25 protein-coding genes are annotated in these 24,059 nt (G+C 62.4%); 18 read left to right on the top strand and 7 right to left on the bottom strand.

Features of this window, described 5'->3' with window-relative positions; all coding sequences use genetic code 11:
* Positions 1 to 40: 40 nt before the first annotated feature.
* A complete protein-coding gene (locus tag QM600_RS05120; protein ID WP_283260385.1) occupies positions 41 to 1,438 on the bottom strand; it encodes an aminotransferase-like domain-containing protein in 1,398 nt (465 codons plus the stop codon).
* Here QM600_RS05120 and QM600_RS05125 point away from each other — a divergent pair.
* A complete protein-coding gene (locus QM600_RS05125) occupies positions 1,437 to 2,447 on the top strand; it encodes a DMT family transporter (protein ID WP_283260386.1) in 1,011 nt (336 codons plus the stop codon). The two genes, QM600_RS05120 and QM600_RS05125, sit on opposite strands and share 2 nt — an antisense overlap.
* Here QM600_RS05125 and QM600_RS05130 read toward each other — a convergent pair.
* From QM600_RS05130 to QM600_RS05140, 3 genes are all read right to left on the bottom strand, one after another.
* Positions 2,400 to 3,239, bottom strand: coding sequence for an SDR family NAD(P)-dependent oxidoreductase (locus QM600_RS05130; RefSeq protein ID WP_283260387.1), 840 nt, complete (start codon positions 3,237 to 3,239; stop codon positions 2,400 to 2,402). The genes QM600_RS05125 and QM600_RS05130 overlap by 48 nt on opposite strands.
* The gene (locus tag QM600_RS05135; RefSeq protein ID WP_283260388.1) at positions 3,236 to 3,733 is read right to left on the bottom strand and encodes a nuclear transport factor 2 family protein; all 498 of its coding nucleotides are present in this window, start codon (positions 3,731 to 3,733) and stop codon (positions 3,236 to 3,238) included. Before QM600_RS05135 ends, QM600_RS05130 begins: the two co-directional genes overlap by 4 nt.
* Before the next feature lie 92 nt (positions 3,734 to 3,825).
* Positions 3,826 to 4,461, bottom strand: a complete 636-nt coding sequence (locus QM600_RS05140) for a TetR/AcrR family transcriptional regulator (protein WP_283260389.1) — start codon at positions 4,459 to 4,461, stop codon at positions 3,826 to 3,828.
* Positions 4,462 to 4,534: 73 nt separating this feature from the next.
* Between QM600_RS05140 and QM600_RS05145 the strand changes: the two genes are divergently transcribed.
* Positions 4,535 to 5,956: an MFS transporter gene (locus QM600_RS05145; protein ID WP_283260390.1), complete on the top strand. Its 1,422-nt coding sequence runs from the start codon at positions 4,535 to 4,537 to the stop codon at positions 5,954 to 5,956.
* Between the two features lie 20 nt (positions 5,957 to 5,976).
* Here the strand turns inward: QM600_RS05145 and QM600_RS05150 are convergent, their stop codons facing one another.
* Both QM600_RS05150 and QM600_RS05155 read right to left on the bottom strand, forming a co-directional pair.
* Entirely contained in the window at positions 5,977 to 6,432 is a 456-nt protein-coding gene (locus QM600_RS05150; protein WP_283260391.1) for a ferritin-like domain-containing protein, read from the bottom strand.
* On the bottom strand, positions 6,429 to 6,884 hold the full coding sequence (locus tag QM600_RS05155) for a hypothetical protein (RefSeq protein WP_283260392.1): 456 nt from the start codon (positions 6,882 to 6,884) through the stop codon (positions 6,429 to 6,431). The genes QM600_RS05150 and QM600_RS05155 overlap by 4 nt, the downstream gene beginning before the upstream one ends.
* Before the next feature lie 364 nt (positions 6,885 to 7,248).
* On the opposite strand from QM600_RS05155, the gene rimP reads away from it, so the two are divergent.
* From rimP to QM600_RS05220, 13 genes are all read left to right on the top strand, one after another.
* Entirely contained in the window at positions 7,249 to 7,869 is a 621-nt protein-coding gene (gene rimP / locus QM600_RS05160; RefSeq protein ID WP_283260393.1) for a ribosome maturation factor RimP, read from the top strand.
* Positions 7,866 to 8,897 carry a transcription termination factor NusA gene (gene nusA, locus QM600_RS05165; RefSeq protein ID WP_283260394.1) on the top strand — a complete coding sequence of 344 codons (1,032 nt, stop codon included), beginning with the start codon at positions 7,866 to 7,868 and terminating at the stop codon, positions 8,895 to 8,897. Before rimP ends, nusA begins: the two co-directional genes overlap by 4 nt.
* Before the next feature lie 44 nt (positions 8,898 to 8,941).
* Positions 8,942 to 9,292 (top strand): YlxR family protein, encoded by a 351-nt coding sequence (locus QM600_RS05170; RefSeq protein ID WP_283260395.1) that lies wholly within the window; start codon positions 8,942 to 8,944, stop codon positions 9,290 to 9,292.
* A gap of 108 nt (positions 9,293 to 9,400) precedes the next feature.
* Positions 9,401 to 12,430, top strand: coding sequence for a translation initiation factor IF-2 (gene infB, locus QM600_RS05175; protein WP_283260396.1), 3,030 nt, complete (start codon positions 9,401 to 9,403; stop codon positions 12,428 to 12,430).
* A gap of 140 nt (positions 12,431 to 12,570) precedes the next feature.
* On the top strand, positions 12,571 to 12,861 hold the full coding sequence (locus tag QM600_RS05180; RefSeq protein WP_283260397.1) for a DUF503 domain-containing protein: 291 nt from the start codon (positions 12,571 to 12,573) through the stop codon (positions 12,859 to 12,861).
* A gap of 117 nt (positions 12,862 to 12,978) precedes the next feature.
* A complete protein-coding gene (gene rbfA / locus QM600_RS05185; protein WP_283260398.1) occupies positions 12,979 to 13,464 on the top strand; it encodes a 30S ribosome-binding factor RbfA in 486 nt (161 codons plus the stop codon).
* 12 nt (positions 13,465 to 13,476) lie between these two features.
* Complete coding sequence (locus QM600_RS05190) at positions 13,477 to 14,469, top strand: DHH family phosphoesterase (protein WP_283260399.1); 993 nt, start codon at positions 13,477 to 13,479, stop codon at positions 14,467 to 14,469.
* Positions 14,466 to 15,884 (top strand): MATE family efflux transporter, encoded by a 1,419-nt coding sequence (locus QM600_RS05195; RefSeq protein ID WP_283260400.1) that lies wholly within the window; start codon positions 14,466 to 14,468, stop codon positions 15,882 to 15,884. The genes QM600_RS05190 and QM600_RS05195 overlap by 4 nt, the downstream gene beginning before the upstream one ends.
* The gene (locus tag QM600_RS05200; protein WP_283260401.1) at positions 15,869 to 16,792 is read left to right on the top strand and encodes a metallophosphoesterase family protein; all 924 of its coding nucleotides are present in this window, start codon (positions 15,869 to 15,871) and stop codon (positions 16,790 to 16,792) included. The genes QM600_RS05195 and QM600_RS05200 overlap by 16 nt, the downstream gene beginning before the upstream one ends.
* 13 nt (positions 16,793 to 16,805) lie before the next feature.
* Positions 16,806 to 17,465 carry a 4'-phosphopantetheinyl transferase family protein gene (locus QM600_RS05205; RefSeq protein ID WP_283260402.1) on the top strand — a complete coding sequence of 220 codons (660 nt, stop codon included), beginning with the start codon at positions 16,806 to 16,808 and terminating at the stop codon, positions 17,463 to 17,465.
* 24 nt (positions 17,466 to 17,489) lie between these two features.
* A complete protein-coding gene (gene truB, locus QM600_RS05210; RefSeq protein ID WP_283260403.1) occupies positions 17,490 to 18,410 on the top strand; it encodes a tRNA pseudouridine(55) synthase TruB in 921 nt (306 codons plus the stop codon).
* Complete coding sequence (locus QM600_RS05215; RefSeq protein ID WP_283260404.1) at positions 18,407 to 18,589, top strand: hypothetical protein; 183 nt, start codon at positions 18,407 to 18,409, stop codon at positions 18,587 to 18,589. Before truB ends, QM600_RS05215 begins: the two co-directional genes overlap by 4 nt.
* Positions 18,590 to 18,658: 69 nt before the next feature.
* Entirely contained in the window at positions 18,659 to 18,862 is a 204-nt protein-coding gene (locus QM600_RS05220) for a hypothetical protein (protein WP_283260405.1), read from the top strand.
* Positions 18,863 to 18,890: 28 nt separating this feature from the next.
* Here QM600_RS05220 and QM600_RS05225 read toward each other — a convergent pair whose 3' ends face one another.
* Complete coding sequence (locus QM600_RS05225) at positions 18,891 to 19,637, bottom strand: metal-dependent transcriptional regulator (RefSeq protein ID WP_502942883.1); 747 nt, start codon at positions 19,635 to 19,637, stop codon at positions 18,891 to 18,893.
* Between the two features lie 117 nt (positions 19,638 to 19,754).
* On the opposite strand from QM600_RS05225, the gene QM600_RS05230 reads away from it, so the two are divergent.
* The 3 genes from QM600_RS05230 (at position 19,755) to QM600_RS05240 (ending at position 23,948) form a co-directional block, all read left to right on the top strand.
* Entirely contained in the window at positions 19,755 to 20,753 is a 999-nt protein-coding gene (locus QM600_RS05230; RefSeq protein WP_283260406.1) for a bifunctional riboflavin kinase/FAD synthetase, read from the top strand.
* 169 nt (positions 20,754 to 20,922) lie between these two features.
* Entirely contained in the window at positions 20,923 to 21,192 is a 270-nt protein-coding gene (gene rpsO / locus QM600_RS05235) for a 30S ribosomal protein S15 (RefSeq protein WP_094274942.1), read from the top strand.
* A gap of 485 nt (positions 21,193 to 21,677) precedes the next feature.
* Positions 21,678 to 23,948, top strand: coding sequence for a polyribonucleotide nucleotidyltransferase (locus tag QM600_RS05240; protein WP_283260407.1), 2,271 nt, complete (start codon positions 21,678 to 21,680; stop codon positions 23,946 to 23,948).
* The last annotated feature ends 111 nt before the right edge of the window (positions 23,949 to 24,059 follow it).

A 24,059-nucleotide genomic window follows, 5' to 3' on the forward strand; every position in this document is an offset into this window, starting at 1 on the left:
GTGATCGTGTTCGGCGCACGGGTTGGTGCGCCGAACACGATCAAGCTTTCAACTGCTGCGCGAGGATGCGTGCGGCTTCCTCGAAACGGTCCGGGTGTGAACCGCCGAAGTTCAATCGGATGTACGCGGCGGTTGGTTCTGCCGGAAACCATTCGGCTCCGGGGGAGATGGAGAGGCCGTGCGCGAGGCACCTCGCGGCGAATGCTTCGGAATCCGAACCGTCCGGCATACGGAGCCACAAGTTGAGGCCGCCGGCCGGCTTGTGCGTGAGTGTGAGTTCTGGTGCATGGGTGTCTAATTCGCTGATCAACCGGTCGCGGCGTTCGCGGAGTAGTTCGCGAACAGTGCGCCGATGTGAAATCCACGACGGTTGCGTAAGAACGTCTGCCGCTGCCGCTTGCAGAATTCCGGAGACGTAGAGATCGTCGATAGTGCGATCGGTTTCGATTCGTCGTCGCGCCGGACCACGTGCGACAACTGCCGCGACGCGCAATGCGGGCGAGGCGCTTTTGGTGAGTGAGCGGACGTAGATCACGTGACCGTCCGGGTCGTTGGAGGCCAGGGGAGTGACGTCGGCGTCGATGCCGAAATCACGCGCCCAATCGTCCTCGATCAAGAACACGCCGTGATCACGCACTACCTTCAGGATCGATTCCTTCTCGGCGTTCGACCAATAGGCGCCGGTCGGGTTCGCGAAATGAGGCTGCGCATAGAAGACACGTGCCCCCGATGTTTCGAACGCGGTGGCAAGATCGCCCGAATCGGGAGCACCTGTTGCGCGGGGAACGGGAACGACAATCAACCCTGCCTGCTTGGCGGCGGCAATGGCACCCCAATAGGTGGGTGATTCCATCACGATGGCGTCGCCGGGGCCCGCCAGTGCTCGAAACGTCGACGACAATGCACTTTGCGCGCCCGGGGTGATCAGTACGTCGGAGTCGCGAACAGTAGTAGCGCCCGCTCTGGTCAGTTCATGTGCAAACCACTCGCGGAGTTCACCCAGTCCGGAGGCGTGTGCCCGACGTGCCGCGTGAGGGCTCCGCGCCGCCCGTGATAGTGCGGCGCGAACCTGCCGAAGCGGAAGCAGTTCGTCCGAGGGGTAGCCGCTGTGCAGCGGAATCGTGTCAGGAGTGACCGTCAGCATGCTCGATCCGATGGGGTTGGCGTCACTGCGGCTCGGTCCGAGACTGGTTGTCTGCCAAGAGAAATCCGAAATCTGGGGATCGCGTTTACGGGCAACGAAGTTTCCTGAACCCGGGCGCGTTTCCACCAATCCTTCGCCCACGAGTTCTCGGATTGCCCGTTGTACGGTCACGGGTCCGACGCCGTGCGTTGCTGCGAGAGTTCGCGTGGACGGTAGTTGTGCCCCGGCGGCCGATGCCCGGATCAGCGTGCGCAGGCCGTCGATAACTCGCTGGGGACTGCTACTGTGGAACATGAGTATAGAGAGTAGCGCTATCGCACACCGAAGCGCACCGCTACCGGACGAACATTCGCGTGCAGGTCTGTGGTGGGGATTGATGGGAGTTCTGGCGTTCTCGTTCACTGTCCCGTTGACCCGGGTTGCCGTCGCCGATCTTGATCCGCTGTTTATCGGCGCCGGGCGCGCAGTGCTTGCGGGAGGATTGGCCGTCACTGTCCTGCTGGCCACCCGCGCCACCATCCCCAGCCTTCGACAGTGGGCGCGAATTGCACTCGTGACCGCCGGAGTGGTTCTCGGGTTCCCCCTGCTGACGACCTTCGCTTTGCAAACTTCGCCGGCTAGCCATGCAGCCGTCGTGATCGGATTGCTGCCGGCCGCGACAGCAGTGTTTGCCGTCCTCCGCGGGAAGGAGCGTCCGAGCAAGTCATTCTGGTGGGCCAGCGCGGCCGGTGCATTGTCGGTTGCACTTTTTGTCGCATTCGCAAACGGTGGACTTGGCTCGTTCCATCTCGCGGACCTGCTGCTCGTCGGGGCGGTGCTCTGCGCGGCACTCGGCTACTCGGAAGGCGCGTTGCTGGCGCGAGAAATCGGATCGTGGCAGACCATCGCCTGGGCGCTGATTCTCGGACTTCCCGTCACGATCACGCTCACCGTCGTATCGAGGGTAAATGTTCCCGTGAATGCCGATGTCAACTCGTGGCTCGCGTTTGCTTACCTCGGTGTAATCAGCATGTTCCTCGGCTTTTTCCCCTGGTATCGCGGCCTGGCCATCGGACCGATTTCCACAGTCAGCCAGACGCAATTGGTTCAGCCGGTGCTGACTATCGCGTGGTCTGCATTGATCCTCGGTGAGGCATTGTCATCCACTGTCGTCGCGGGTGGCGTCGTGGTCATCTGTTGTGCCTGGCTTGCTCTCAAGGCGCGCGTAGCGGCGTCGCCGGTCGGCCTGACCGGCGACGCCGTTATCGCGTCGGATCTACGCGGGTCCGAAGAGCGGCCCACCGCCGAATGCGCTCCGATGTGAAGCCGGTTGCTTACCGTTTGCGTCGGTGATCCCGTAGTCGAGCGCGGTCTCCGCCGTGATCAGGGTGTGGCCGTTACGGGCGTTGACCTCCGGGTCGTTGGCGAGTGCCGTGATGACTTGCCCGACAAACTCGGGGGTTTCAGCCTCGGCAAGAGAGAAGCCCTCGAAGTCCTTCATTCCGCTGGCTTCCATCCGCTCGTTGCGGATCAAGCCGAGCCAGAATGACAGTGCGGTGACGCCGGTGCCTTTCAGTTCGACGGCCATATCCGCGGCCATTTTGTCGAGTCCCGTCTTAGACATTCCGTACAGCACGGAGTGCAGATATCCACGGCTGCCGAATGACGAAATGTTGCCGATCACGCCGCTACCGCGGGGAACCATCAACTTTGCTGCTTCCACCGAGGCGACGTAGTGTGCGCGCAAACCGATGCCGATCAGCGAATCCCAGTCTGCGACAGGTCGTTTCCAGAATGGATCCGTGAAGCCTGCATATCCGGCCGGGTTGGCCCAGACATTATTGATCAGGAGATCGAGCTGCCCCGATTGCTCGTCGGCAATGCGAGCGAACAGATCTACGATCTGCTGATCGTCGCTGTGATCGACCTGCACCGCGATCCCGTGCCCGCCGCGTTCGGTGATTTCAGCGGCGGTCATGTCCAGGGCGCCGCCGGTGCCGACCTCGCCGCGGGCGGTCACATAGACGGTCCATCCGTCGCTGCCCAATGCCAGGGCTATGCCCTTGCCGACGCTCCGGCTCGCACCGGTGACCAGGGCGACCTTCTGTGCGTTCATCGCTTACCGCCGAACGTGCCCTCGGCGATAACGGCTTCGGGGTGCAGGGGAGTGGTGATCGACCACGTCTCCGTGAAATGGCACTGACCCATCTTCCAGACCCCGTCCTCGATCACGTAAGCGTCGTCGTATTCGCCGGTCATAAGCTTCTCAGTTCGGCGGACCGTGTCGATCTGACGAAACTTGAGAGTCCATCGTCCGCGTGCGGTTGTCTCCGAGGTCAGTTCGATATCGGCGTGCTGGCCGTGGTGCATGTCGAGGACTGCGTAGTTGCCTTCTACTTGCCGCAGGGCAACTGCCGTGAAGATATCGGCCATCGGACCAGCATCGTCGAACGCGCCGAGTCCGCCGTAGTCGATGGATGCGCCCTGGGCGATGAAGCTGTTGCGAAACCCGACCGGGTCTTTGGCGTCGCAGGCGCGCCAGTAGCGGTACTTGAGCTTCTTGATCTCTTCGATCTGCTCGAGTGCGTCGATGCGTTGTGCGAGATCCAACGTCGGTCCTTTTCGTCAGGGTTTCCCGTGATGTGTCGGATCGACTGTATGGTGTCTGCGGTCACAGTTGTTGCAGAATTCCCAGTGGTCGGTCAGGAAACCGCGTCAGATTCAGGAGTGGTTCCGGCGGCAGCGAGCGCAATGGCGGCAGATTCGCCGAAAACGCTGGTCCACAATTCTCCCAATGCTGGATCCTCGTCGACGTTTTCGGGCGCCTTCATCGCAAGCAGGTTGTTGATCAGCATGCCGTTGGCGATGAACAGTCGGGCCTGCTCGGCGGTGCAGCCGGTTCGATTGCGTAGAAGGGTGTAGATCTCCGACATCGCGGATCGAGAGGCGGCGGCGATATCGTCTGTGCTGGTGGCGAATCCGTGCAACATGACAAGCAGTAGATCTCGGTCGAGGACCAGCTCACCGTAAGAGGAGCCGAGTTCTGCCCAGAACTGCGGATCGCTGGGCTCGATGCGCAGTGTGTCCAGCTTGTCGGTGAAGGTGCGGACGATCTCGCCGAGCGCGCGCGAGAACACAGCCTGGAACAGATCTGCCTTTGTTCCGAACATGCGAACGACGTACGGCTGGGATACGCCGGCTTCCTTGGCGACGGCGTCGGTACTGGTGCCGGAATACCCACCGCGAGCGAAGGCTCGAGTTGCCGCGGCGAGGACGAGCGCTCGCCGCGCGGGTGCGCTCATCCTGCGTTTGGGCTGCTGGAGTTCTTCGCTCGACATATTGACAGGTTATCAGTTGATGCCTTAACGTCGATTAAGTAATCAATCGATGCCTAAAGGCGAGGAAAATGCGATGACTGTTTTGGCGAATGCCGACGCCGGGGCAACCCCCGGGTCGAAAGCGCATGGCCGACGAACTGTGCCGGTCGCGATAGCGATCCTCGCGGCCTCGCTCCCGATGTTCATGGCCACTCTCGACAATCTTGTGATGACCAGCGCATTGCCGGTGATCGAGAAGGATCTGAACGCATCCGTCGGCCAGTTGCAATGGTTTATGAATGCCTACACTCTCGCCTTTGCGACGCTGATGCTGTCGGCGACGACGCTCGGAGACCGCTGGGGTAGGCGACGCATGTTCGTGGGCGGGATCGGATTGTTCACGGCAGCATCGATCGCTTCTGCATTGTCGACATCGGCTGGTCTGTTGATTGCAGCACGAGCCGTTCAAGGGGTCGGTGCTGCTGCGATCATGCCGCTCTCACTGACGCTGCTCGTGGCGGCAGTTCCGGAAGCTAGGCGCGCCATGGCAATCGGCGTGTGGGGTGGCGTATCGGGGCTCGGAATCGCCCTGGGGCCAGTGGTGGGAGGCGCTGTGGTCGACGGGTTCTCATGGCAAGGAATCTTCTGGATCAACGTGCCGGTGGCAATCGTCGCAGTCCCCCTCGCAATGTATGCATTGTGCGAATCGACCGGGCGCACACAACCTTTGGATCTACCCGGAGTTGTACTCGCCGGCCTGGGAGTGTTCCTGGCAGTCTGGGGCATCGTTCACGGCAACGACGACGGCTGGAGTTCTTTCGGAGTTGTTGCCTCGCTGGTGGGTTCAGCTGTTGCCTTGGCGCTGTTCGTCCTCCGTGAACAGAAGACTCCGTATCCGGTGATGCCGTTGCGGTTGTTCCGCTCGCGCAGTTTTTCAATGGCGAACGTGATCGGGTTGACCTTCTCGATCGGTATCTTCGGTGCGGTGTTCCTACTCTCGCAATACCTTCAAATCGCCATGGGTTTCAGCCCTTTCGAAGCAGGGCTGCGGACGCTCCCGTGGACGGCGGCACCGATGATCTTCGCTCCGCTGGCCGGACTGCTCGCGCCGAAGCTAGGTCTGCGTTCCTTGCTGCTCGCCGGTCTCAGTCTGCAAGCCGGCGCCTTGTTCTGGTTGGCCGCACTCATCGAGCCTGGCGTCACCTACGGTTCGATGGTCCCGGCACTTCTCATCGCCGGCGTCGGGATGGGCCTGACCTTCGCGCCGAATGCGACCGCAGTCCTTGCAGACATGGACGGGCCGGATCACGGTACGGCCAGTTCGACCAACGCGACGCTTCGCGAGATCGGCGTTGCGCTGGGAATCGCGATACTGACAGCCGTCTTCCTGGCGGCCGGTGGCGCGTTGACCCCGATCGGTTACGGCGAAGCACTCACTCCCGCCCTGCGGGTGGGTGGATGCTTTGTGCTGGTCGCGCTGGTCGCTGCGTGGTTTGTGCCGACCAAGAGGTGGTAAGCCGCCGGAACTCCCGGCAGCTATGCCCCCGGAACCCCGGGGAATGCCGTTGTCACCGGAGTTGTCCCCAAAGCTGAACGCCACCCGGCCCCGCGAATGGAAGCGTCGGTAAGCGCGTCGACCCCGAATGTCCGCAGTTCGTCGGCATCAACCTGTTCGATGAACGCGCGATAGGTGATCGCTGTGTCTGCTTCGATCTGCGCTGCCAACTGAGCCGCGGTGATGGCATCGGTGACCGGGAACGGAATCGCGTAGGCCGCGGCGGCAATCGGGGGAGTGAGTCCGGCCTCGGTTGCCATCGCAGTCAGAGAATCACGCCGCGCGCGGTGAGTGGCCGTATGAACGGCGACCTCGTTGACGCGCGCCGGATTGGAAAATGCTGCGACGACGCCATAGGCGAAGATCGCGGCATTCTCGGATTCGATTGCTGCGAGCACGGCGTCGTCGCCGGCTTTCGATCTACGAATGATGCTCATGGCAGCAACACCGCAACCTGCGTCGCACAGGAGGCGCTGACCGAACCCAGCAAGCCTGCGCGGTAACCCGATACGGTGCGCGCGAGATCACCGGCGCTGCGTGCCGATTCTGTCAAGGTTGTGCGTAAGGCATCGACCCCGGTCGGAGGCGGCGCCACAGTCGACGAAGAGGGTGACGTAGTAGTGCTGGGAGTTGTTCCGGCAGCCCGGGCAATTTCGGCGTCCAAGGCGTCTGCGTGGGACTTACGCTCCGCGCTGATCGTGGTGAGTACAGAAACTCGTTCCGGTGCCAACGCGATTGCAGACGAGGCTGCGGCCGCGTCGGCCCGTGCGCGGTCGGCTTGCGTGATCAGTTGGTCTACTTCGGCAGCAGTTTTTGCGGTGCCGTTGTCACTGCAGGCAGTGGCGGCGACGGCGACGGCGCCGATTGATGCCGCGCCTGCGATCTTCATCGCACTCCGACGGGAGTGCGGGGTGGTGGATAAGGACGTCAGCACTCGTCCATGGTGCCAGGTAGGGCGTGATTCGTTCGAATCCGGCGATCGTGTTCGAGTGTGATGTGTAACCGGTCGGCCTGGTCGCAGTGTCGTCATCGCGTGGTCGCAGTGGCCTCGATTGGGCGGTACTCTTGGATGCTTGGCCGAGAACGTGGGCAATTGTGGTCTCGCCATGCCCGTAGTGGGGTACTCATGGACACCGAGCTTTTAAGCACACCGAGTCGACGAAGTCGACGACATTTGAGCCGAGTCGACGAAGTCGACGACATTTGAACCGAGTCGACTTGGTCGACGACAACTGAAACGAGGAGTTCGCGAGATGCCGGTGCCATCCAAGGACAGGGTTATCGAGCTGGTCTCCGAACTCGTGCAGGGCCAGGGCTACGACGTCGAGGATGTCGTAGTCACTCAAGCGGGCAAGCACAGTGCAGTTCGCATCATGGTCGACAGTGATGCCGGGATCGAGCTCGATGCGGCGGCTGACATCAGTCAGCTCGTGTCCGATCTGTTCGACAGCCTCGAGGAGATCGGCGAAACGCCGTACACACTTGAAGTCACCTCACCCGGAATCGATCGTCCGTTGACGTTGGGACGCCATTGGCGTCGGGCGCGCGGACGTAAGGCTCGGATCGACCTCGCCGACGAAACTGTTGTCGGCCGTATCGGGCTGCTCGGTGAAGATTCGGTTGCGGTCGTGTTGAACAGTCGGGGCCGCTTCACTGTCCGTGAGATTCCCCTCGCCGATGTACAGAAAGCTGTTGTCCAGGTCGAGTTTTCGAAGCCTGGTGAGCAGGAGCTCGAGTTGGCCGGTGGAATCCTGGAGGGGCGTGCTGTTCCTTCGGATGTGAACGCGGATGTAGACGAGACCGACGATTCCCACGTGGTCGGTTCAGAAGAAGACGACGAAGACGTAGAAAACGAAGAAGGGTTCGACAAGTGAATATCGACATTGCAGCGTTGCGGGCGATCGAGGCCGAAAAGGGCGTCCCGATCGAAACGGTGATCGCCACGATCCAGACCGCGCTGCTGACGGCGTACCGGCATACCGAGGGCCACAAACAGAACGCTCGGATCGACGTCAACGTCAAGACCGGATCGGTGCGAGTCATGGCGCACGACACCGATTCCGACGGACGCATGATCGGTGAGGAATGGGACGACACCCCGGAGGGATTCGGCAGGATCGCGGCTACCACTGCGCGTCAGGTCATCCTCCAGCGTCTGCGTGACGCCGAGCATGAGCGCAGCTTCGGCGAATACGCCACGCACGAGGGCGAAATTGTCGGTGGCGTCATTCAGCGTGACACTCGGGCGAATTCGCGCGGCATGGTCGTCGTTCGCATCGGTAGCGACGCGCACGGCACCGAAGGTCTACTGCCGCCCGCCGAGCAGGTTCCGGGCGAGAGCTACGAGCACGGCGAGCGCATCAAGTGCTACGTGGTCGGTGTAGCACGAGGCCAGCGCGGCCCGCAGATCACGCTCTCACGTACGCACCCGAACCTCGTTCGGAAGCTGTTCGCACTCGAGGTGCCCGAAATTGCCGACGGCAGTGTTGAGATCATCAACGTCGCTCGCGAGGCGGGTCACCGCTCGAAGATTGCGGTTGCCTCACGAATTCACGGACTCAACGCGAAGGGCGCGTGCATCGGACCGATGGGCCAGCGTGTGCGCAACGTCATGAGCGAACTCGCGGGTGAAAAGATCGACATCATCGACTTCGACGAGGATCCTGCGACGTTTGTGGGCAATGCCCTCTCGCCGTCGAAAGTGGTCTCTGTCACTGTCGTCGATCCGGATGCTCGTGCAGCCCGCGTTATCGTGCCTGATTTTCAGCTCTCGCTGGCTATCGGCAAGGAGGGCCAAAATGCCCGCCTTGCTGCACGGTTGACCGGCTGGCGCATCGATATCCGTAGTGATGCCGCACCGGTCGACGAGGGGTCGGAACGCTCCGGCGCGTCCAACGGATAACGGTGGAATGCAGTGTTCGAGACGGTTCGACGGTAGAGTGGACGATGGTTCGACGTGAGTCCTCGGATTCTGCGCGCGTGAGGCCCGGTTCGCCGGTCCGGACATGCGTGGGATGCAGGGAACAAGGGTCGGCTGCCGATCTGTTGAGGGTCGTGGTTGGTGAGCTGGGGCCGGAGGGTTCCTTGCTCGTCCCCGACGTATTGCGACGGCTTCCCGGTCGAGGTGCTTGGCTGCACCTCGATGCGAGTTGTCTGAGCCTGGCAGAGCGGCGCCGAGCATTCAGCAGAGCACTGCGAGTGTCCGGAAATCTGGACACGTCCGCTGTCGACCAACTGGTCGACGCAGTTCACACAAAAGCAGTACCTCTCGAGAAGAACAGGCACAAGCACTCATGAGCACACCGTGAAGCACCAACGATGAACGTCCATCGGCTATAACCCGAGGTCGTGTGGGACCCACATCTGTGGGAAGCCTCCTGCTCGACCTCATCAGTGAGGAGAGCAGTGGCAGGCAAGGCCCGCGTACACGAGTTGGCTAAAGAACTCGGTGTCACCAGCAAGGAACTACTCGCAACGCTCAAAGAGCAGGGCGAGTTCGTGAAGTCTGCGTCATCCACAGTGGAGGCGCCCGTCGCCCGTCGTCTGCGGGAGTCATTCCCGTCTGCCGCAGGCGCAGAAACCAAGTCCGAGTCCGGCGATGCAGCGGCAAAGCCCGCGGCAAAGCCCGGTACTCCGGCACCGTCTGCGGCAAAGCCCGGCGCACCGCGCCCGGGTCAGCGTCCCGGCCCCAAGCCGGCCGCACCCGCTCCGGCTGTTCCCGAGGCTCCGGCAGCACCTGTTGCTCCCGCAGCTCCGGCCGCACCCGCTCCGGTTGCACCCGCTCCGGTTGCACCCGCAGCTCGGGCTGTCGCATCGCCGGCAGTGCCTACACCTACGTTCAACGCACCGAAGCCCGGTCGTCCGGCTCCGGCTGCTCCCGCAGCTCCGGCTCCGGCAGCACCCGCAGCTCCGGCACCGGCTGCACCCGCAGCAGCAGCTCCGGCCGCACCGTCGACCGGCGCAAAGCCCGGTGGACCGCGTCCGATGCCCAAGGCTCCGCGCGTCGGCAACAACCCGTACTCCTCGGCTCCGACCGAGCGTCCGGCTCCTCGTCCGGCTCCCGGCGCACCGCGTCCGGCACCGGGTCAGGGCGGTCCTCGTCCGGCTCCCGGTCAGGGCGGACCTCGTCCGACTCAGGGCCAGGGCCAGGGCCAGGGCGGATCTCGTCCGGCACCAGGTCAGGGCGGTCCTCGTCCGGCTCCCGGCCAGGGTGGACCCCGTCCGCCCGCAGGTCAGGGTGGACCCCGTCCTAGCCCCGGCTCCATGCCTCCTCGCCCGAACCCGGGTGCAATGCCTGCTCGTTCCGCTCGTCCCGCGCCCGGTGGCGGCGGACGTCCGGGTCGTCCCGGTGGCGCTCCCGGCGGTCGTCCCGGTGGTGGCGGTGGCGGTGGCGGTGGATACCGCGGTGGCGGCGCTCCCGGCGCCGGCGCCGGTGCAGGTGCTCCCGGTGGAGCAGCTCCCGCAGGTGGTTTCCGCGGTCGTCCCGGTGGCGGTGGCCGTCCCGGTCAGCGCGGCGCAGCAGCAGGTGCGTTCGGTCGTCCCGGCGGAGCAGTTCGTCGTGGACGTAAGTCGAAGCGGGCCAAGCGCGCCGAGTACGAGAGCATGCAGGCTCCCGCAGTCGGTGGCGTCAGGCTGCCTCGCGGCAACGGCGAGACCATCCGTCTCGCTCGCGGCGCATCGCTGTCCGACTTTGCCGACAAGATCGATGCGAACCCCGCAGCGCTCGTGCAGGCACTGTTCAACCTCGGCGAGATGGTCACGGCAACTCAGTCGGTAAACGACGAGACGCTGGAGCTTCTCGGTGGCGAAATGAACTACGTCGTTCAGGTCGTCAGCCCTGAGGACGAAGATCGTGAACTGCTCGAACACTTCGACCTCACCTACGGCGAGGACGCCGGCGGAGAAGACGACCTCGACGCCCGTCCGCCTGTGGTCACCGTCATGGGCCACGTCGACCACGGTAAGACCCGTCTGCTCGACGTGATCCGTAAGGCCAACGTCCGTGAGGGCGAAGCCGGCGGCATCACGCAGCACATCGGTGCCTACCAGGTGCTCACCGAGCTCGAAGGCAACGAGCGTCTCGTGACGTTCATCGATACACCGGGTCACGAGGCCTTCACAGCTATGCGTGCTCGTGGTGCCAAGGCCACCGACCTCGCGATTCTTGTTGTCGCAGCCGACGACGGCGTGATGCCGCAGACGGTGGAAGCGATCAACCACGCCCAGGCGGCCGACGTGCCGATCGTGGTCGCGGTGAACAAGATCGACAAGGAAGGCGCGAACCCGGACAAGATCCGTCAGCAGCTGACCGAATACGGACTGGTTGCCGAGGAATACGGCGGAGACACCATGTTCGTCGACATCTCGGCGAAGCAGGGTCTGAACATCGACCAGCTTCTCGAAGCTGTTCTGTTGACAGCGGATGCTTCCTTGGATCTGCGCGCTAACCCGGACATGGACGCACAGGGTGTTGCCATCGAGGCGCACCTGGACCGTGGCCGTGGTCCCGTTGCTACCGTGCTCATCCAGCGCGGAACGCTGCGGGTCGGCGACTCCATCGTTGCCGGCGATTCCTACGGCCGCGTCCGGCGCATGGTCGACGAGCACGGCGAGGACGTCCACGAGGCAACGCCTTCGCGTCCCGTTCAGGTCATCGGCTTCACGTCGGTTCCCGGCGCAGGCGACAACCTGCTCGTGGTCGACGACGACCGTACTGCCCGTCAGATCGCTGACCGTCGTAATGCGCGCAAGCGCAATGCGTTGGCAGCGAAGAGTCGCAAGCGCATCAGCTTGGACGATCTCGATGCAGCTCTGAAGGAACATTCGCAGCTGAACTTGATCCTCAAGGGCGACAACTCGGGAACCGTCGAGGCTCTCGAAGAGGCATTGCTGGCAATCCCGATCGACGACGAGGTGCAGTTGCGCGTCATCGACCGTGGTGTCGGTGGCGTCACGGAGACCAACGTCAACCTGGCAGCGGCTTCCAACGCGATCATCATCGGCTTCAACGTCCGTGCCGAAGGCAAGGCGACCGAGCTGGCGAACCGCGAGGGCGTCGACATCCGGTACTACTCGGTGATCTACCAGGCCATCGACGAGGTCGAGAAGGCACTCAAGGGTCTGCTCAAGCCGGTCTACGAAGAGGTCGAGCTGGGCAAGGCGGAGATCCGTGCGATGTTCCGTTCGTCCAAGATCGGCAACATTGCCGGTTGCTTGGTCACGTCGGGTTCCATCCGTCGCAACGCCAAGGCACGTCTCATCCGCGACAGCATGGTTGTCGCCGAGACGGTCACCATCTCCTCGCTCAAGCGGGAGAAGGAAGACGTCACCGAGGTTCGCGAAGGCTATGAATGTGGTTTGACCGTCACCTACTCCGATATCAAGATCGGTGACGTTCTCGAGTGCTACGAGCTTCGTGAGAAGCCGCGCGACTGATAGTCGCCACGAGCGCTGGGGGCGCTCGTGAGTACTGACTGACTGGACCCTCCCGGACATTGACAAAATGTCCGGGAGGGTCCATTCGGCTATTTCTGGGCTGGTGGCAGTAGAGTTTCTCGGGTATTTCGAGGGGGAAAATGTTTGTAGGAGCATTGGAGTGCGACATCCTTTTCGGAGATGTCCACTCACTCAAGGAAAAGCGTTCGCTGGTGTCGCCGATACTGACGGAACTGCGTCGTTTCGGCGTCAGCGCTGCCGAAGCCGGTGAGCAGGGACGGTTTCGTCGGGCTCTGGTCGGGGTCGCGGCTGTCAGTTCGTCGGTCGATCACCTGCACGATGTCCTCGATCATTGCGAGCGTGCGGTGGCCGCGCGCCCAGAGATGCAACTCCTTGCGGTGCGACGACGAATATTCGGTCCCGAGGACTGATTTGGTTGCCAGGCTGCGATGCACAAGACTGTTGTCGGTAATAATTCTTGCTAATCAGCACTTTGATCGATCGAGTCAGCTCGTATCGAATGTCCAGGGAGAAGGAGACAGAGAGTCATGGTGGATCCAGCCCGGGCCCGTAAGCTCGCAAAACGAATCGGCACGATTGTCGCAACCGCAATTGACCACGAGATCAAGGATCCGCGGCTTGATTTTGTGACGATTACCGATACCAAGGTCACCAACGACCTGCACGATGCGACCGTGTACTACACCGTCATGGGTGAAAAGGTTGACTCTGCGCCGGACGTCGAAGCTGCCGCGGCCGGTCTCGAGAAGGCCAAGGGCGTCTTGCGGTCGAAGGTGGGCGCCGGAACCGGTGTTCGCTTCACACCGACTCTGACGTTTGTCGCGGACACAGTTCCGGACACCGCACGGCACATGGAAGAACTGTTGGCGCGTGCACGTGCAGCCGATATCGAAGTTGCCAAGGCACGCGAGAACGCGAAGCCGGCCGGCGACGCAGATCCGTACAAAGAGCCCCGCACAGTAGCCGACGACGGGGATGACGTCGTGTCCTCGGACGCTCGTGACAACGACTGACGCGTAGCGAAGATGACGATCACCGCGCCCACTGGCGAAGACCTCTGCGAGGCAGAATTCGCTCAGGTGGTCGAGGTGTTGGATGTGGCACGGACGGTAACCGTCCTGTGCCACATCCAGCCGGACGCCGACACGATCGGCAGTGGGCTGGCACTCGGCCTGGTGCTCGAACGCAAAGGCGTCTCGGTTCAGGTTGCATTCAGTCGACCTGAGGAACTGCCGGAGTCGATGGACGGATTGCCCGGACTGCATCTGCTGGTTCCACCGGCGAGCGTGCGTGCGTCGGTTGATGTTCTTGTCACCGTCGACGTCGGCAGTACCGGTCGGCTCGGTGATCTTGCGAACCGTCTCGGCGGTGCCGATCACACAATCGTCGTCGATCACCATCGGTCGAATTCCGAATTCGGCGCGATCAATGTCGTGGACGAGTCTGCGGCGTCGACCACCGCGCTCCTGGCGAGATTGTTTGATTTCTGGGGTGTGGAGATCGATCGGGATGTAGCGCATTGTCTCTACGCCGGTTTGGTGACCGACACCGGTTCCTTCCGATGGGGCGGCCCGTCGACGCATGTTCTGGCGGCCAGATTGTTGGCGACCGGCATTGACGGAGACGCCATTGCCCGTCAACTTCTCGACACCCATCCGTTCGGATGGCTGCCGATGTTGTCGTCCGTTCTGGGATCGGCGACGTTGGTGCGCGAGGCGGCGGATGGTCGCGGGCTCGTGTATGCCGTGATCCGCCGAAGTGACGTGGGTAACCTTCGTTCGGAAGAAATCGAGAGCGTCGTCGACATCGTGCGAACGACGGCCGACGCGGAAGTTGCCGCGGTTCTCAAGGAATCGGAACGCGGTGGTTGGTCGATCTCGTTGCGCGCGAAGTCCGAAATCGACGTGTCGGCGGTTGCGGAAAGCCTCGGCGGCGGGGGACACCGGCTCTCGGCTGGATATACCTCGTCGGATTCGAGTGAGCAGACGGTCGCGGCATTGATTGCGGCGCTGGGGTGAGTTCGGGGTCAGTCGCTCCTGATGCTGACACCGATTTCGAGGTGACCGGCCGTCGAATCTTTGCGCTGGCTTTCCCCGCATTGGGTGTGTTGGCCGCGGAACCCCTATACCTCCTGTTCGATATTGCCGTCGTCGGACGACTCGGTGCACTCCCGTTGGCGGGGCTGGCGGTGGGCGGACTCATCTTGTCTTTGGTGAGTACTCAGCTGACGTTCTTGTCGTACGGAACCACGGCACGCGCTGCGCGTCTGCACGGCGCCGGTCGTGAGCGAGACGCAGTGGGCGAGGGCGCTGCGGCAACGTGGTTGGCCTTGGCGATCGGGCTGATGTTGGTGGCGATCGTGCAGGTGATCGCCGGTCCGTTGACGTCGGCAGTAGCCGGTGATTCGGATATTGCAGATGCGGCTGAGAGTTGGTTGCGCATCGCAGTTCTGGGTGTGCCGCTGATTCTGGTGGCATTGGCGGGAAATGGTTGGATGCGTGGCGTCCAGGACACAGTCCGGCCACTGCGATTCGTCCTTGTCGGTCTCGGAATTTCGGCAATTCTGTGCCCCATTCTGGTCCACGGTTTGTGGGGCGCGCCGCATCTGGAACTCGAAGGATCTGCCGTCGCAAATCTGGCGGGCCAGAGTATCTCCGGTGCGTTGTTCGGCTGGGCGTTGTTTCGTGAACCGGTATCGGTTCGTCCGAATGTCGCGATCATGCGAGCTCAGATGGTCATGGGGCGCGATCTGATTCTGCGTAGTCTCGCGTTTCAGGCGTGCTTCGTCTCGGCTGCTGCGGTGGCGTCGCGATTCGGCGCCGCAGTTGTCGGTGCGCATCAGGTGGTTCTGCAATTGTGGAACTTGGTTGCGCTACTACTCGATTCACTCGCGATTGCCGCGCAGACGTTGATCGGTGCCGCATTGGGCGGCGGGTTTGCGGCAGCGGCCAAGAAGATGTCGTGGCGGATCACGGCGTGGTCGACGGTATTCGCGGTACTTCTGGCCGTGGTGTTTGCAGCCGGGCACTCGGTGATCCCGCAATTGTTCACCGCTGACGAGGACGTTCTCGGTCAGATGTCGATCGCGTGGTGGTTCTTCGTCGCGATCATGCCCGTCGCCGGAATCGTGTTTGCACTCGACGGCGTTCTACTCGGCGCAGGCGATGTCAAGTTCCTGAGAAACGCGACCATGCTGTGTGCCGTCGTCGGTTTCCTGCCCGCGATCTGGATGTCGTTGGCATTCGACTGGGGATTGGCCGGAATCTGGGCGGGTCTGACAGTGTTCGTAATACTACGGATGGTTGCAGTCCTGTGGCGCGCTCTCTCGGGTAAGTGGGCGGTAACGGGAACCCAACCCACAGCAACCCGGACAACAGCACTTCACATCGAGCGTCCGAGCGAGGAAACAGAGGGATCGTGGCAGCAAAGCTGATGGCGGTGAGCGACATTCATGTCGGTCACAACGGCAACAAGCCGATGACGGAAGAACTGTTTCCGGATTCACCTGACGACTGGCTCATTCTGGCCGGTGACGTCTCCGAGAAGACGGACGACATTCGTTGGGCGCTGACGCTGCTGCGCTCTCGCTTCGCGAAGGTGATCTGGATTCCCGGAAACCACGAGTTGTGGACCACAGCCAAGGACCCGGTTCAGATTCACGGTGCGCCGCGGTACGAGTACCTGGTCAACATGTGCCGTGAGATCGATGTCATCACGCCGGAAGATCCGTTCCCGATCTGGGACGGTGAAGACGGCCCGGTGACGTTGGTGCCGATGTTCCTTCTCTACGACTACTCCTTTCTGCCGGCCGGGGCACGGGACAAGGCTCACGGACTCGAGATTGCCCGCGAGAAGAATGTGGTGGCGACCGACGAGTTCCTGCTGTCGTCGCAGCCGTACGCGACGCGCGACGCGTGGTGCCATGCCCGGATCGAGTACACGAAGGCTCGGCTCGATGCTCTGGCTGCCGGTACGAAGACCGTCCTGATCAACCACTTTCCGTTGGTCCGTCAGCCCACGGATGTTCTGATATACCCGGAGTTCGCGCTGTGGTGCGGTACGACCATGACGGCGGACTGGCACGTGAAATACAACGCGGTGTGCTCGGTCTACGGGCACCTGCACATCCCGCGTACGACGTACTACGACGGTGTCCGCTTCGAGGAAGTCTCCCTCGGATACCCGCGTGAATGGCGTCGGCGAGGATTGCCCGAAAAGCTGTTGCGTCAGATTTTGCCGGTGCCGGAGTACCCGCCGGGAACGCTCAACAAGTGGGGCGGCCACTTCAAGGTGACGCCGGAGCAGGAAGCCGAAGTCGAGCGCATGCGCTCGGGGAAGTGAGAGGTACCGACACGTGATCGAACAGATTCTTCCCGGTGGCATCGCGACGGCGGAAGCGTTCGAGGATCCGCCCGGGCTCGTTCCACACCCCAGTGAAGAGGCGCTGATCGGCCGGGCCGTCGAGAAGCGTCGTCGTGAGTTCGTGACAACGCGCCATCTCGCCCGCACAGCGATGGGAAAACTCGGCGTTCCGCCGGCGCCCGTCATGCGGGGCGAACGAGGCTCGCCGCTCTGGCCGCGGGGTGTTGTGGGCTCGCTGGCCCACTGCGACGGGTATCGCGGCGCCGTGCTGGCCTATTCGATGCAGGTTCGTTCGCTCGGGATCGACGCGGAACCGCATGCGCCCCTACCCAAGGGTGTACTGCCGGCCGTCAGCATCGAGGACGAGCGAACGTGGCTCGGAACGGTGGACATGGACGGGCCAGTCCACTGGGATCGAGTTCTGTTCTGCGCCAAGGAAGCCACGTACAAGGCGTGGTTCCCGCTCACCCAGCGTTGGTTGGGATTCGAGGACGCGCACATCACTTTCGAATCCGAGTCCGCCACGTCGGGCACGTTTCGGTCGAAGCTGCTGGTTCCCGGGGAGGCGACGTCGGGTGCGCCGCTCACCGAATTCGACGGTAAATGGATGGTGTCCGGCGGCCTGATTCTGACGGCAATTTCGGTGCAGTGAGTTCGGCTGGCAGAATCGGGACACGTGTCAGCTCGCGAAAAGCCTTCCTCCGGACTTGTCGGCGCCGGAATCCTGATCGTCGACAAAGAGGCAGGTCTCACCAGCCATGATGTTGTGGCTCGGTGCCGCAAACTGTTGAACACCCGAAAGGTCGGTCACGCCGGCACGCTTGATCCGATGGCGACGGGTGTTCTCGTGCTCGGTGTGGAGCGCGCAACCAAGTTGCTGGGCTTGCTGGCCCTGACAACCAAGGCGTACTCGGCCACCATTCGTCTGGGCGCGTCCACGGACACCGACGACGCCGAAGGTGGGATCCTGACGACGGCCGACGCGAGTGCTGTCACCGATGAGGAAATTGCCGCCGTCGTGGCGACGTTGACCGGGGACATCGAACAGATTCCGGCCAGCGTCAGCGCAATCAAGGTGGACGGCCAGCGGGCTCACGCTTTGGTGCGGGCCGGCGAGACCGTCGAGCTTGCCGCGCGTCCGGTGACGGTGTCGACGTTCGACGTTCTGGCTCGTCGCGATGTCGACGGCGGTTTTGTCGACCTGGACGTCGAGGTGGAGTGCTCGTCAGGCACCTACATCCGTTCGCTGGCGCGGGATTTGGGTCGCGAACTCGGAGTGGGTGGCCATCTGACTGCGTTGCGTCGCACGAGGGTTGGTCCGTTCACGCTCGATCATGCGTTGACCCTCGAGGATTTGGCCGAGGCTCCCAGCGTCAGTTTGGATATCGACGAGGCCGCGCAGACAGCATTCCCGCACCGTCAGATCACGGCTGAAGAGGCCGAGGCCATCAGTCAGGGCCGTTGGCTCGAACCGATGGGCGTCAAGGGCATCTATGCGGCCATCGATCCCACTGGTCACACCATTGCGTTGCTCCAGGAGAAGGGCAAGCGCGCCAGTTCGGTAATGGTCGTTAGGCCGGCGACTCTGCGTCAATGAGTGCGTCCGACACAGCCCTCGTCGTCCTGAAACGGTCGAGGATCTCGTTCTTGCGGTTCACCCCTTACGGCCCCGTCGTCACGATCAACGGCCGAACCGAAATCCGTCAGTGGGGTGAGTACCGCTTAGCTGTTCCGGATACCCAACCCTTGTCGACCGACGTGGGTGTCAAAGGGTGAGAGCCGGGATGGAGGCAAGGGACTTTCGGACGCTGTGCCGTCGTCGTTCCTCTCGGAACTGCTCGGGTAGTGGAGTATTCAGCACCGGCCCAGGAATTCTGCAAGGGCGATGTGGGGCCACTCGGTACGACGCGTTTTCGCGGGACAGTTGCTCAGGCCTTGCTAGTTGGTGCGCTGGGACTGTTCTGCGTGCTCATGGCGCTCGGGATTCTCGGGATAGGGCTGGCCGCACTCAGGGGTGAGCTCAGTGGACAGCAGCTGGGTTCGAGCTGACAGTCGGCCGAAGCAGATTTCTTTCGAATCAGACTAGCCAAATAGCTTGGGCGACAGGACTTCCTAGGTCGATGCAGTCAGGGTTGTCGCCGAGTCGCACGGAGACTGTGCCGGCAAAATCGCGTCGTTCCTCCACCGTGATTTCGACGTCGAGGCTGACGCCGACGGAATCGAAATAACGGAGCATTTCCGGATCGGAATCGGAGATGCGAGCTACGCGGCCCCGTTCACCGTTGGCGAAGTCGCTCAGTTGCCGGGCCGGGGGAGTCGGTACCGAGCCGTCGGTAGACGGAATGGGGTCGCCGTGCGGATCGCGCTCGGGGAAGCCGAGTTTGGCGTCCATGCGCGAGATCATCAGATCCGAGACGGCGTGTTCGAGGATCTCGGCTTCGTCGTGGACCTCGTCCCAGCCGTACCCGAGTTCTTGAACCAGGTACGTCTCGATCAAGCGGTGCCGTCGCACCATGGAGACTGCGGCCGCGCGTCCGGCGTCTGTCAGTGCGATCGACCCGTATCGGGCGTGATCGACGAGTCCTTGATCCGACAGTTTGCGAATAGCCTCGGACACCGTCGATGCGGAGACACTCATCTTCTCGGACAGCAGCTTGGTGGAGATCCGTTCATGCGACCATTCCTGGACGGTCCAGATCACCTTCAAGTAGTCCTGGGCGACGGAGGAAAGTGCAAGTGTGTCGATCGATGCATTCGATGTCTGTTCGACAGCGTTGTCCGCATTGGAGGGATCGCCGGAGGGTTCAGTCTTGTGAGCTGCCACAACACTTAGCTTAGGCTACGAATTCCGGAAGCTCCGTACGCGAGTGAGCATGCAGTGGCGAGCCGCTCGGCGGGTCCGAAGGTGAGAGTCGCCGACGCGACCCGTAGGCTGCCATTCGTGCTGAGGTGGCGTGGTCTCGACGAAGTTCCGGCCGATTGGGGTCGTTGTGTGCTCACTGTCGGTGTATTCGACGGTGTGCATCGTGGGCATGCCCAATTGATTGCGACGGCGGTTACCGCTGCGCGCAAGCGGGGTGTTCCCAGTGTTTTGATGACGTTCGATCCGCACCCCATGGAAGTAGTGCGCCCGGGCAGTCACCCGGCTCAGTTGACGACGCTTGCGCGCCGCGCGGAACTGGCCGAGGAGCTCGGCATCGACGTTTTCTGCGTCATACCGTTTACCGCGGAGTTCATGAAGGTGACCGCTGAGCGTTACGTCCACGAAATCCTCGTCGAGCGGCTGCATGTCGCCGAGGTAGTAGTGGGGGACAACTTCACTTTCGGCAAAAAGGCTCTCGGCAACGTTGATCTGTTGCGCGAGATGGGCGCTCGATTCGGGTTTGCCGTTGACGACGTCCAGTTGCTCGTCGAGCACGCAGTCACGTTCTCTTCCACTTACATTCGCTCCTGCGTCGATGCCGGAGACATGGCTGCGGCAACCGAAGCGCTCGGCCGGCCTCATCGGGTCGAAGGCGTCGTAGTCCACGGAGACAAGCGTGGACGCGAACTCGGATTCCCCACGGCAAATATTGCGCCGCCGATGTTTTCGGCCATTCCGGCCGATGGTGTCTACGCGGCCTGGTTCAGCGTTCTCGGAATCGGTGACGCTGTCGCGCCCGGCGTAGAATTGGGCACCGTCGTACCAGGTCGCACGTACAAGGCGGCGGTATCGGTGGGAACCAATCCGACCTTCTCCGGACGCACCCGTACCGTCGAGGCGTTTGTCCTCGACACGGAAGCAAATCTGTACGGCCAGCACGTCGCGGTCGATATGGTCGAGCGGATTCGTGGGATGGAGAAATTCGATTCCATCGAATCCCTGATCGTGGCAATGGACCGAGACGTCGAGCGTGCGCGCGAGATATTGGACCAGGACACCGAGCGTAGCGTCGGCTGATTTCGGTCACCTCCTGACCGGTCGGAGTGTCGACCGCCACACTTCTCCGTGACCGTCGAGTTGGCCGCATTGCTCCTGGTAGGATCATCTCTCGGTGTGTGCTGCGGTTTGCGGCGGCCGCATCCGATCTAGATCCTTTTGCGCAATCGTCATCACAGGAGTGAATCAAGTGGCATTGACCACCGAAGAAAAGAAGACCGTTCTCGGCGAGTACGGCTTGCACGAGACCGATACGGGATCGCCCGAGGCTCAGGTGGCAATGCTCACCAAGCGCATCGTCGATCTCACCGAGCACCTCAAGATGCACAAGCATGACCACCACTCGCGTCGTGGACTGCTGCTCATGGTCGGCCGTCGTCGTCGTCTGCTCAAGTATGTAGCAAAGACCGATGTCGCTCGTTACCGTGCGCTCATCGAGCGTCTCGGCCTGCGTCGCTAGTTTTACGACGCTGATCGAAAGCAACACGGCAAACTCACGTTTGCTCAACACTCCGTCAGCCGGCGAATCCACGGATAGACTGGGATTCGCTGGCTTTCGGCGTTAACTGCCGCGAGGTAGTGAATGGCTGTAACTGCAGCAGTGATTGGCTTTAACTGAAGGGATCGGCTGTGTCAGACAGCTGAGTTGGCGGGCGAAAGCGCCGTCAGCACACCGTATGCATCAGAGAACGTGGTGTCGGTTGTCGGTAGTGGTTTTCCGGATCGGGCTCGAGTTCGTCAATATCTCGGGCCTGGCATGTTCCGGCGAACTTCGATCGACGGCCGCCCGAAGGTCAGTGACGTCCCGAAGCAGAGAAAAGTTCGCAGCTATCGCGAACCTCTGCAATTCAAGAGGGGGACGTCCCTCGGTGCGCAGTTTCCACCAGGAGGGTGGGAACGCCCGCGCGGGTACGGCGAAGACGAGAGGGAAGTGAAGAGAAAAAGATGACAGAAAATTCCGTAGTAGAGGTCGACGAAGGCGTGTTCGAATCCACCGCCGTGATCGACAACGGGTCCTTCGGTACCCGCACCATCCGTTTCGAGACCGGACGCCTTGCTCAGCAGGCTGCCGGCGCCGTCGTTGCATACCTGGACGACGAGACCATGCTGCTGTCCGCCACGACCGCCAGCAAGCACCCCAAGGAGCACTTCGACTTCTTCCCCCTCACGGTGGACGTCGAAGAGCGCATGTACGCCGCGGGCCGTATCCCCGGCTCGTTCTTCCGTCGTGAGGGACGCCCCTCCACCGACGCGATCCTCACCTGCCGCCTGATCGACCGGCCGCTGCGCCCGTCGTTCGTCGACGGTCTCCGTAACGAGATCCAGGTCGTCGTTACGGTCATGAGCCTCAACCCGCAGGATCTGTACGACGTCGTGGCTATCAACGCCGCTTCCGCGTCGACTCAGATTGCGGGCCTGCCGTTCTCCGGTCCCGTTGGTGGCGTGCGTGTTGCACTCATCTCCACGGCTGAGAACAAGGCCGGCCAGTGGGTTGCCTTCCCGACCGTCGACCAGCTCGAAAATGCTGTCTTCGACATGGTCGTCGCCGGCCGCGTCGTTTCCGGCAGCGGTGACGATGCCGACGTCGCGATCATGATGGTCGAGGCCGAGGCCTCCGTCAACGTGATCGCGAAGGTCGCCGACGGCGCTCAGGCTCCGACCGAGTCCATCGTCGCCGAGGGCATCGAGGCATCGAAGCCGTTCATCGCTCGTCTGTGTGCTGCTCAGTCGGCACTCGCGTCCAAGGCTTCCAAGCCCACGGGCGACTACAAGGTCTTCCCGGCTTACCAGGATGACGTCTTTGCTGCCGTTGAGGCTGCTGCAGCTGAAAAGCTCAATGCCGCACTGACAATCGCCGGCAAGCAGGAGCGCGACGACAAGACCGACGAGGTCAAGGTCGAGGTTCTCGAGCTCGTTGCACCCAACTTCGAGGGTCGCGAGAAGGAACTGGGAGCAGCGTTCCGCTCGCTCACCAAGAAGCTGGTTCGCCAGCGCATCCTGCGCGATCAGTTCCGCATCGACGGCCGCGGCATCACGGACATCCGTTCGCTGTCCGCCGAGGTTGCAATCATCCCGCGCGCACACGGCTCCGCACTGTTCGAGCGTGGCGAGACCCAGATCCTGGGCGTCACCACCCTCGACATGGTCAAGATGGCTCAGCAGGTCGACTCGCTCGGTCCCGAGACCAGCAAGCGCTACATGCACCATTACAACTTCCCGCCGTACTCCACCGGTGAGACGGGGCGCGTCGGCTCGCCGAAGCGTCGCGAAATCGGCCACGGCGCACTCGCAGAGCGCGCTCTCATGCCGGTTCTGCCCAGCGTCGAAGAGTTCCCGTACGCAATCCGTCAGGTCTCCGAGGCTCTGAGTTCCAACGGTTCCACCTCGATGGGTTCCGTGTGTGCTTCCACGCTCGCACTGCTCAACGCCGGTGTGCCGCTGAAGGCTCCGGTTGCCGGTATCGCAATGGGCCTCGTGTCCGACCAGGTCGACGGCGAAACCCGTTACGTGGCACTGACCGACATCCTCGGCGCCGAAGATGCTTTCGGTGACATGGACTTCAAGGTTGCCGGTACCAAGGACTTCGTCACGGCTCTGCAGCTCGACACGAAGCTCGACGGAATTCCGTCCAAGGTTCTGGCCGGCGCTTTGGCTCAGGCCAAGGATGCTCGCACCACGATCCTCGAGGTCATGGCCGAGGCCATCGACACCCCGGACGAGATGAGCCCGTTCGCTCCCCGCGTGACGGCCATCAAGGTCCCCGTCGACAAGATCGGTGAGGTCATCGGCCCCAAGGGCAAGATGATCAACTCCATCACCGAGCAGACCGGTGCCAGCATTTCCATCGAAGACGACGGCACTGTGTTCGTCGGCGCCACCGATGGACCGTCTGCACAGGCCGCGATCGACATGATCAACGCCATTGCCAACCCGCAGCTCCCCAAGGTCGGCGAGCGGTTCCTGGGCACGGTCGTCAAGACCACCGCCTTCGGTGCCTTCGTTTCGCTCCTGCCGGGTCGCGACGGATTGGTTCACATCTCCAAGCTGGGCAGCGGCAAGCGTATTGCCAAGGTCGAAGACGTGGTCAACGTCGGATCCAAGATCCGCGTCGAGATCGCCGACATCGATGCTCGCGGCAAGATCTCGCTGATCCCCGTCGAAGAGGGCAACGACGAGGCTGCAGCTCCCGTAGCTGAAGAGGCTGCTTCCGAGTAAGCATCTTCACTCAGCGGCCCCGTGCGGATTTTCGTACGGGGCCGCTGGCGTAAAGTTCCTTTCGCCGTGGCGACCACGCGGTGTTCTTCCCAAAATTCTCCAGCCCAACTT

Origin of the sequence: Rhodococcus sp. IEGM 1379 (assembly GCF_030056815.1) — a bacterium.
Lineage (GTDB): Bacteria > Actinomycetota > Actinomycetes > Mycobacteriales > Mycobacteriaceae > Rhodococcus_F.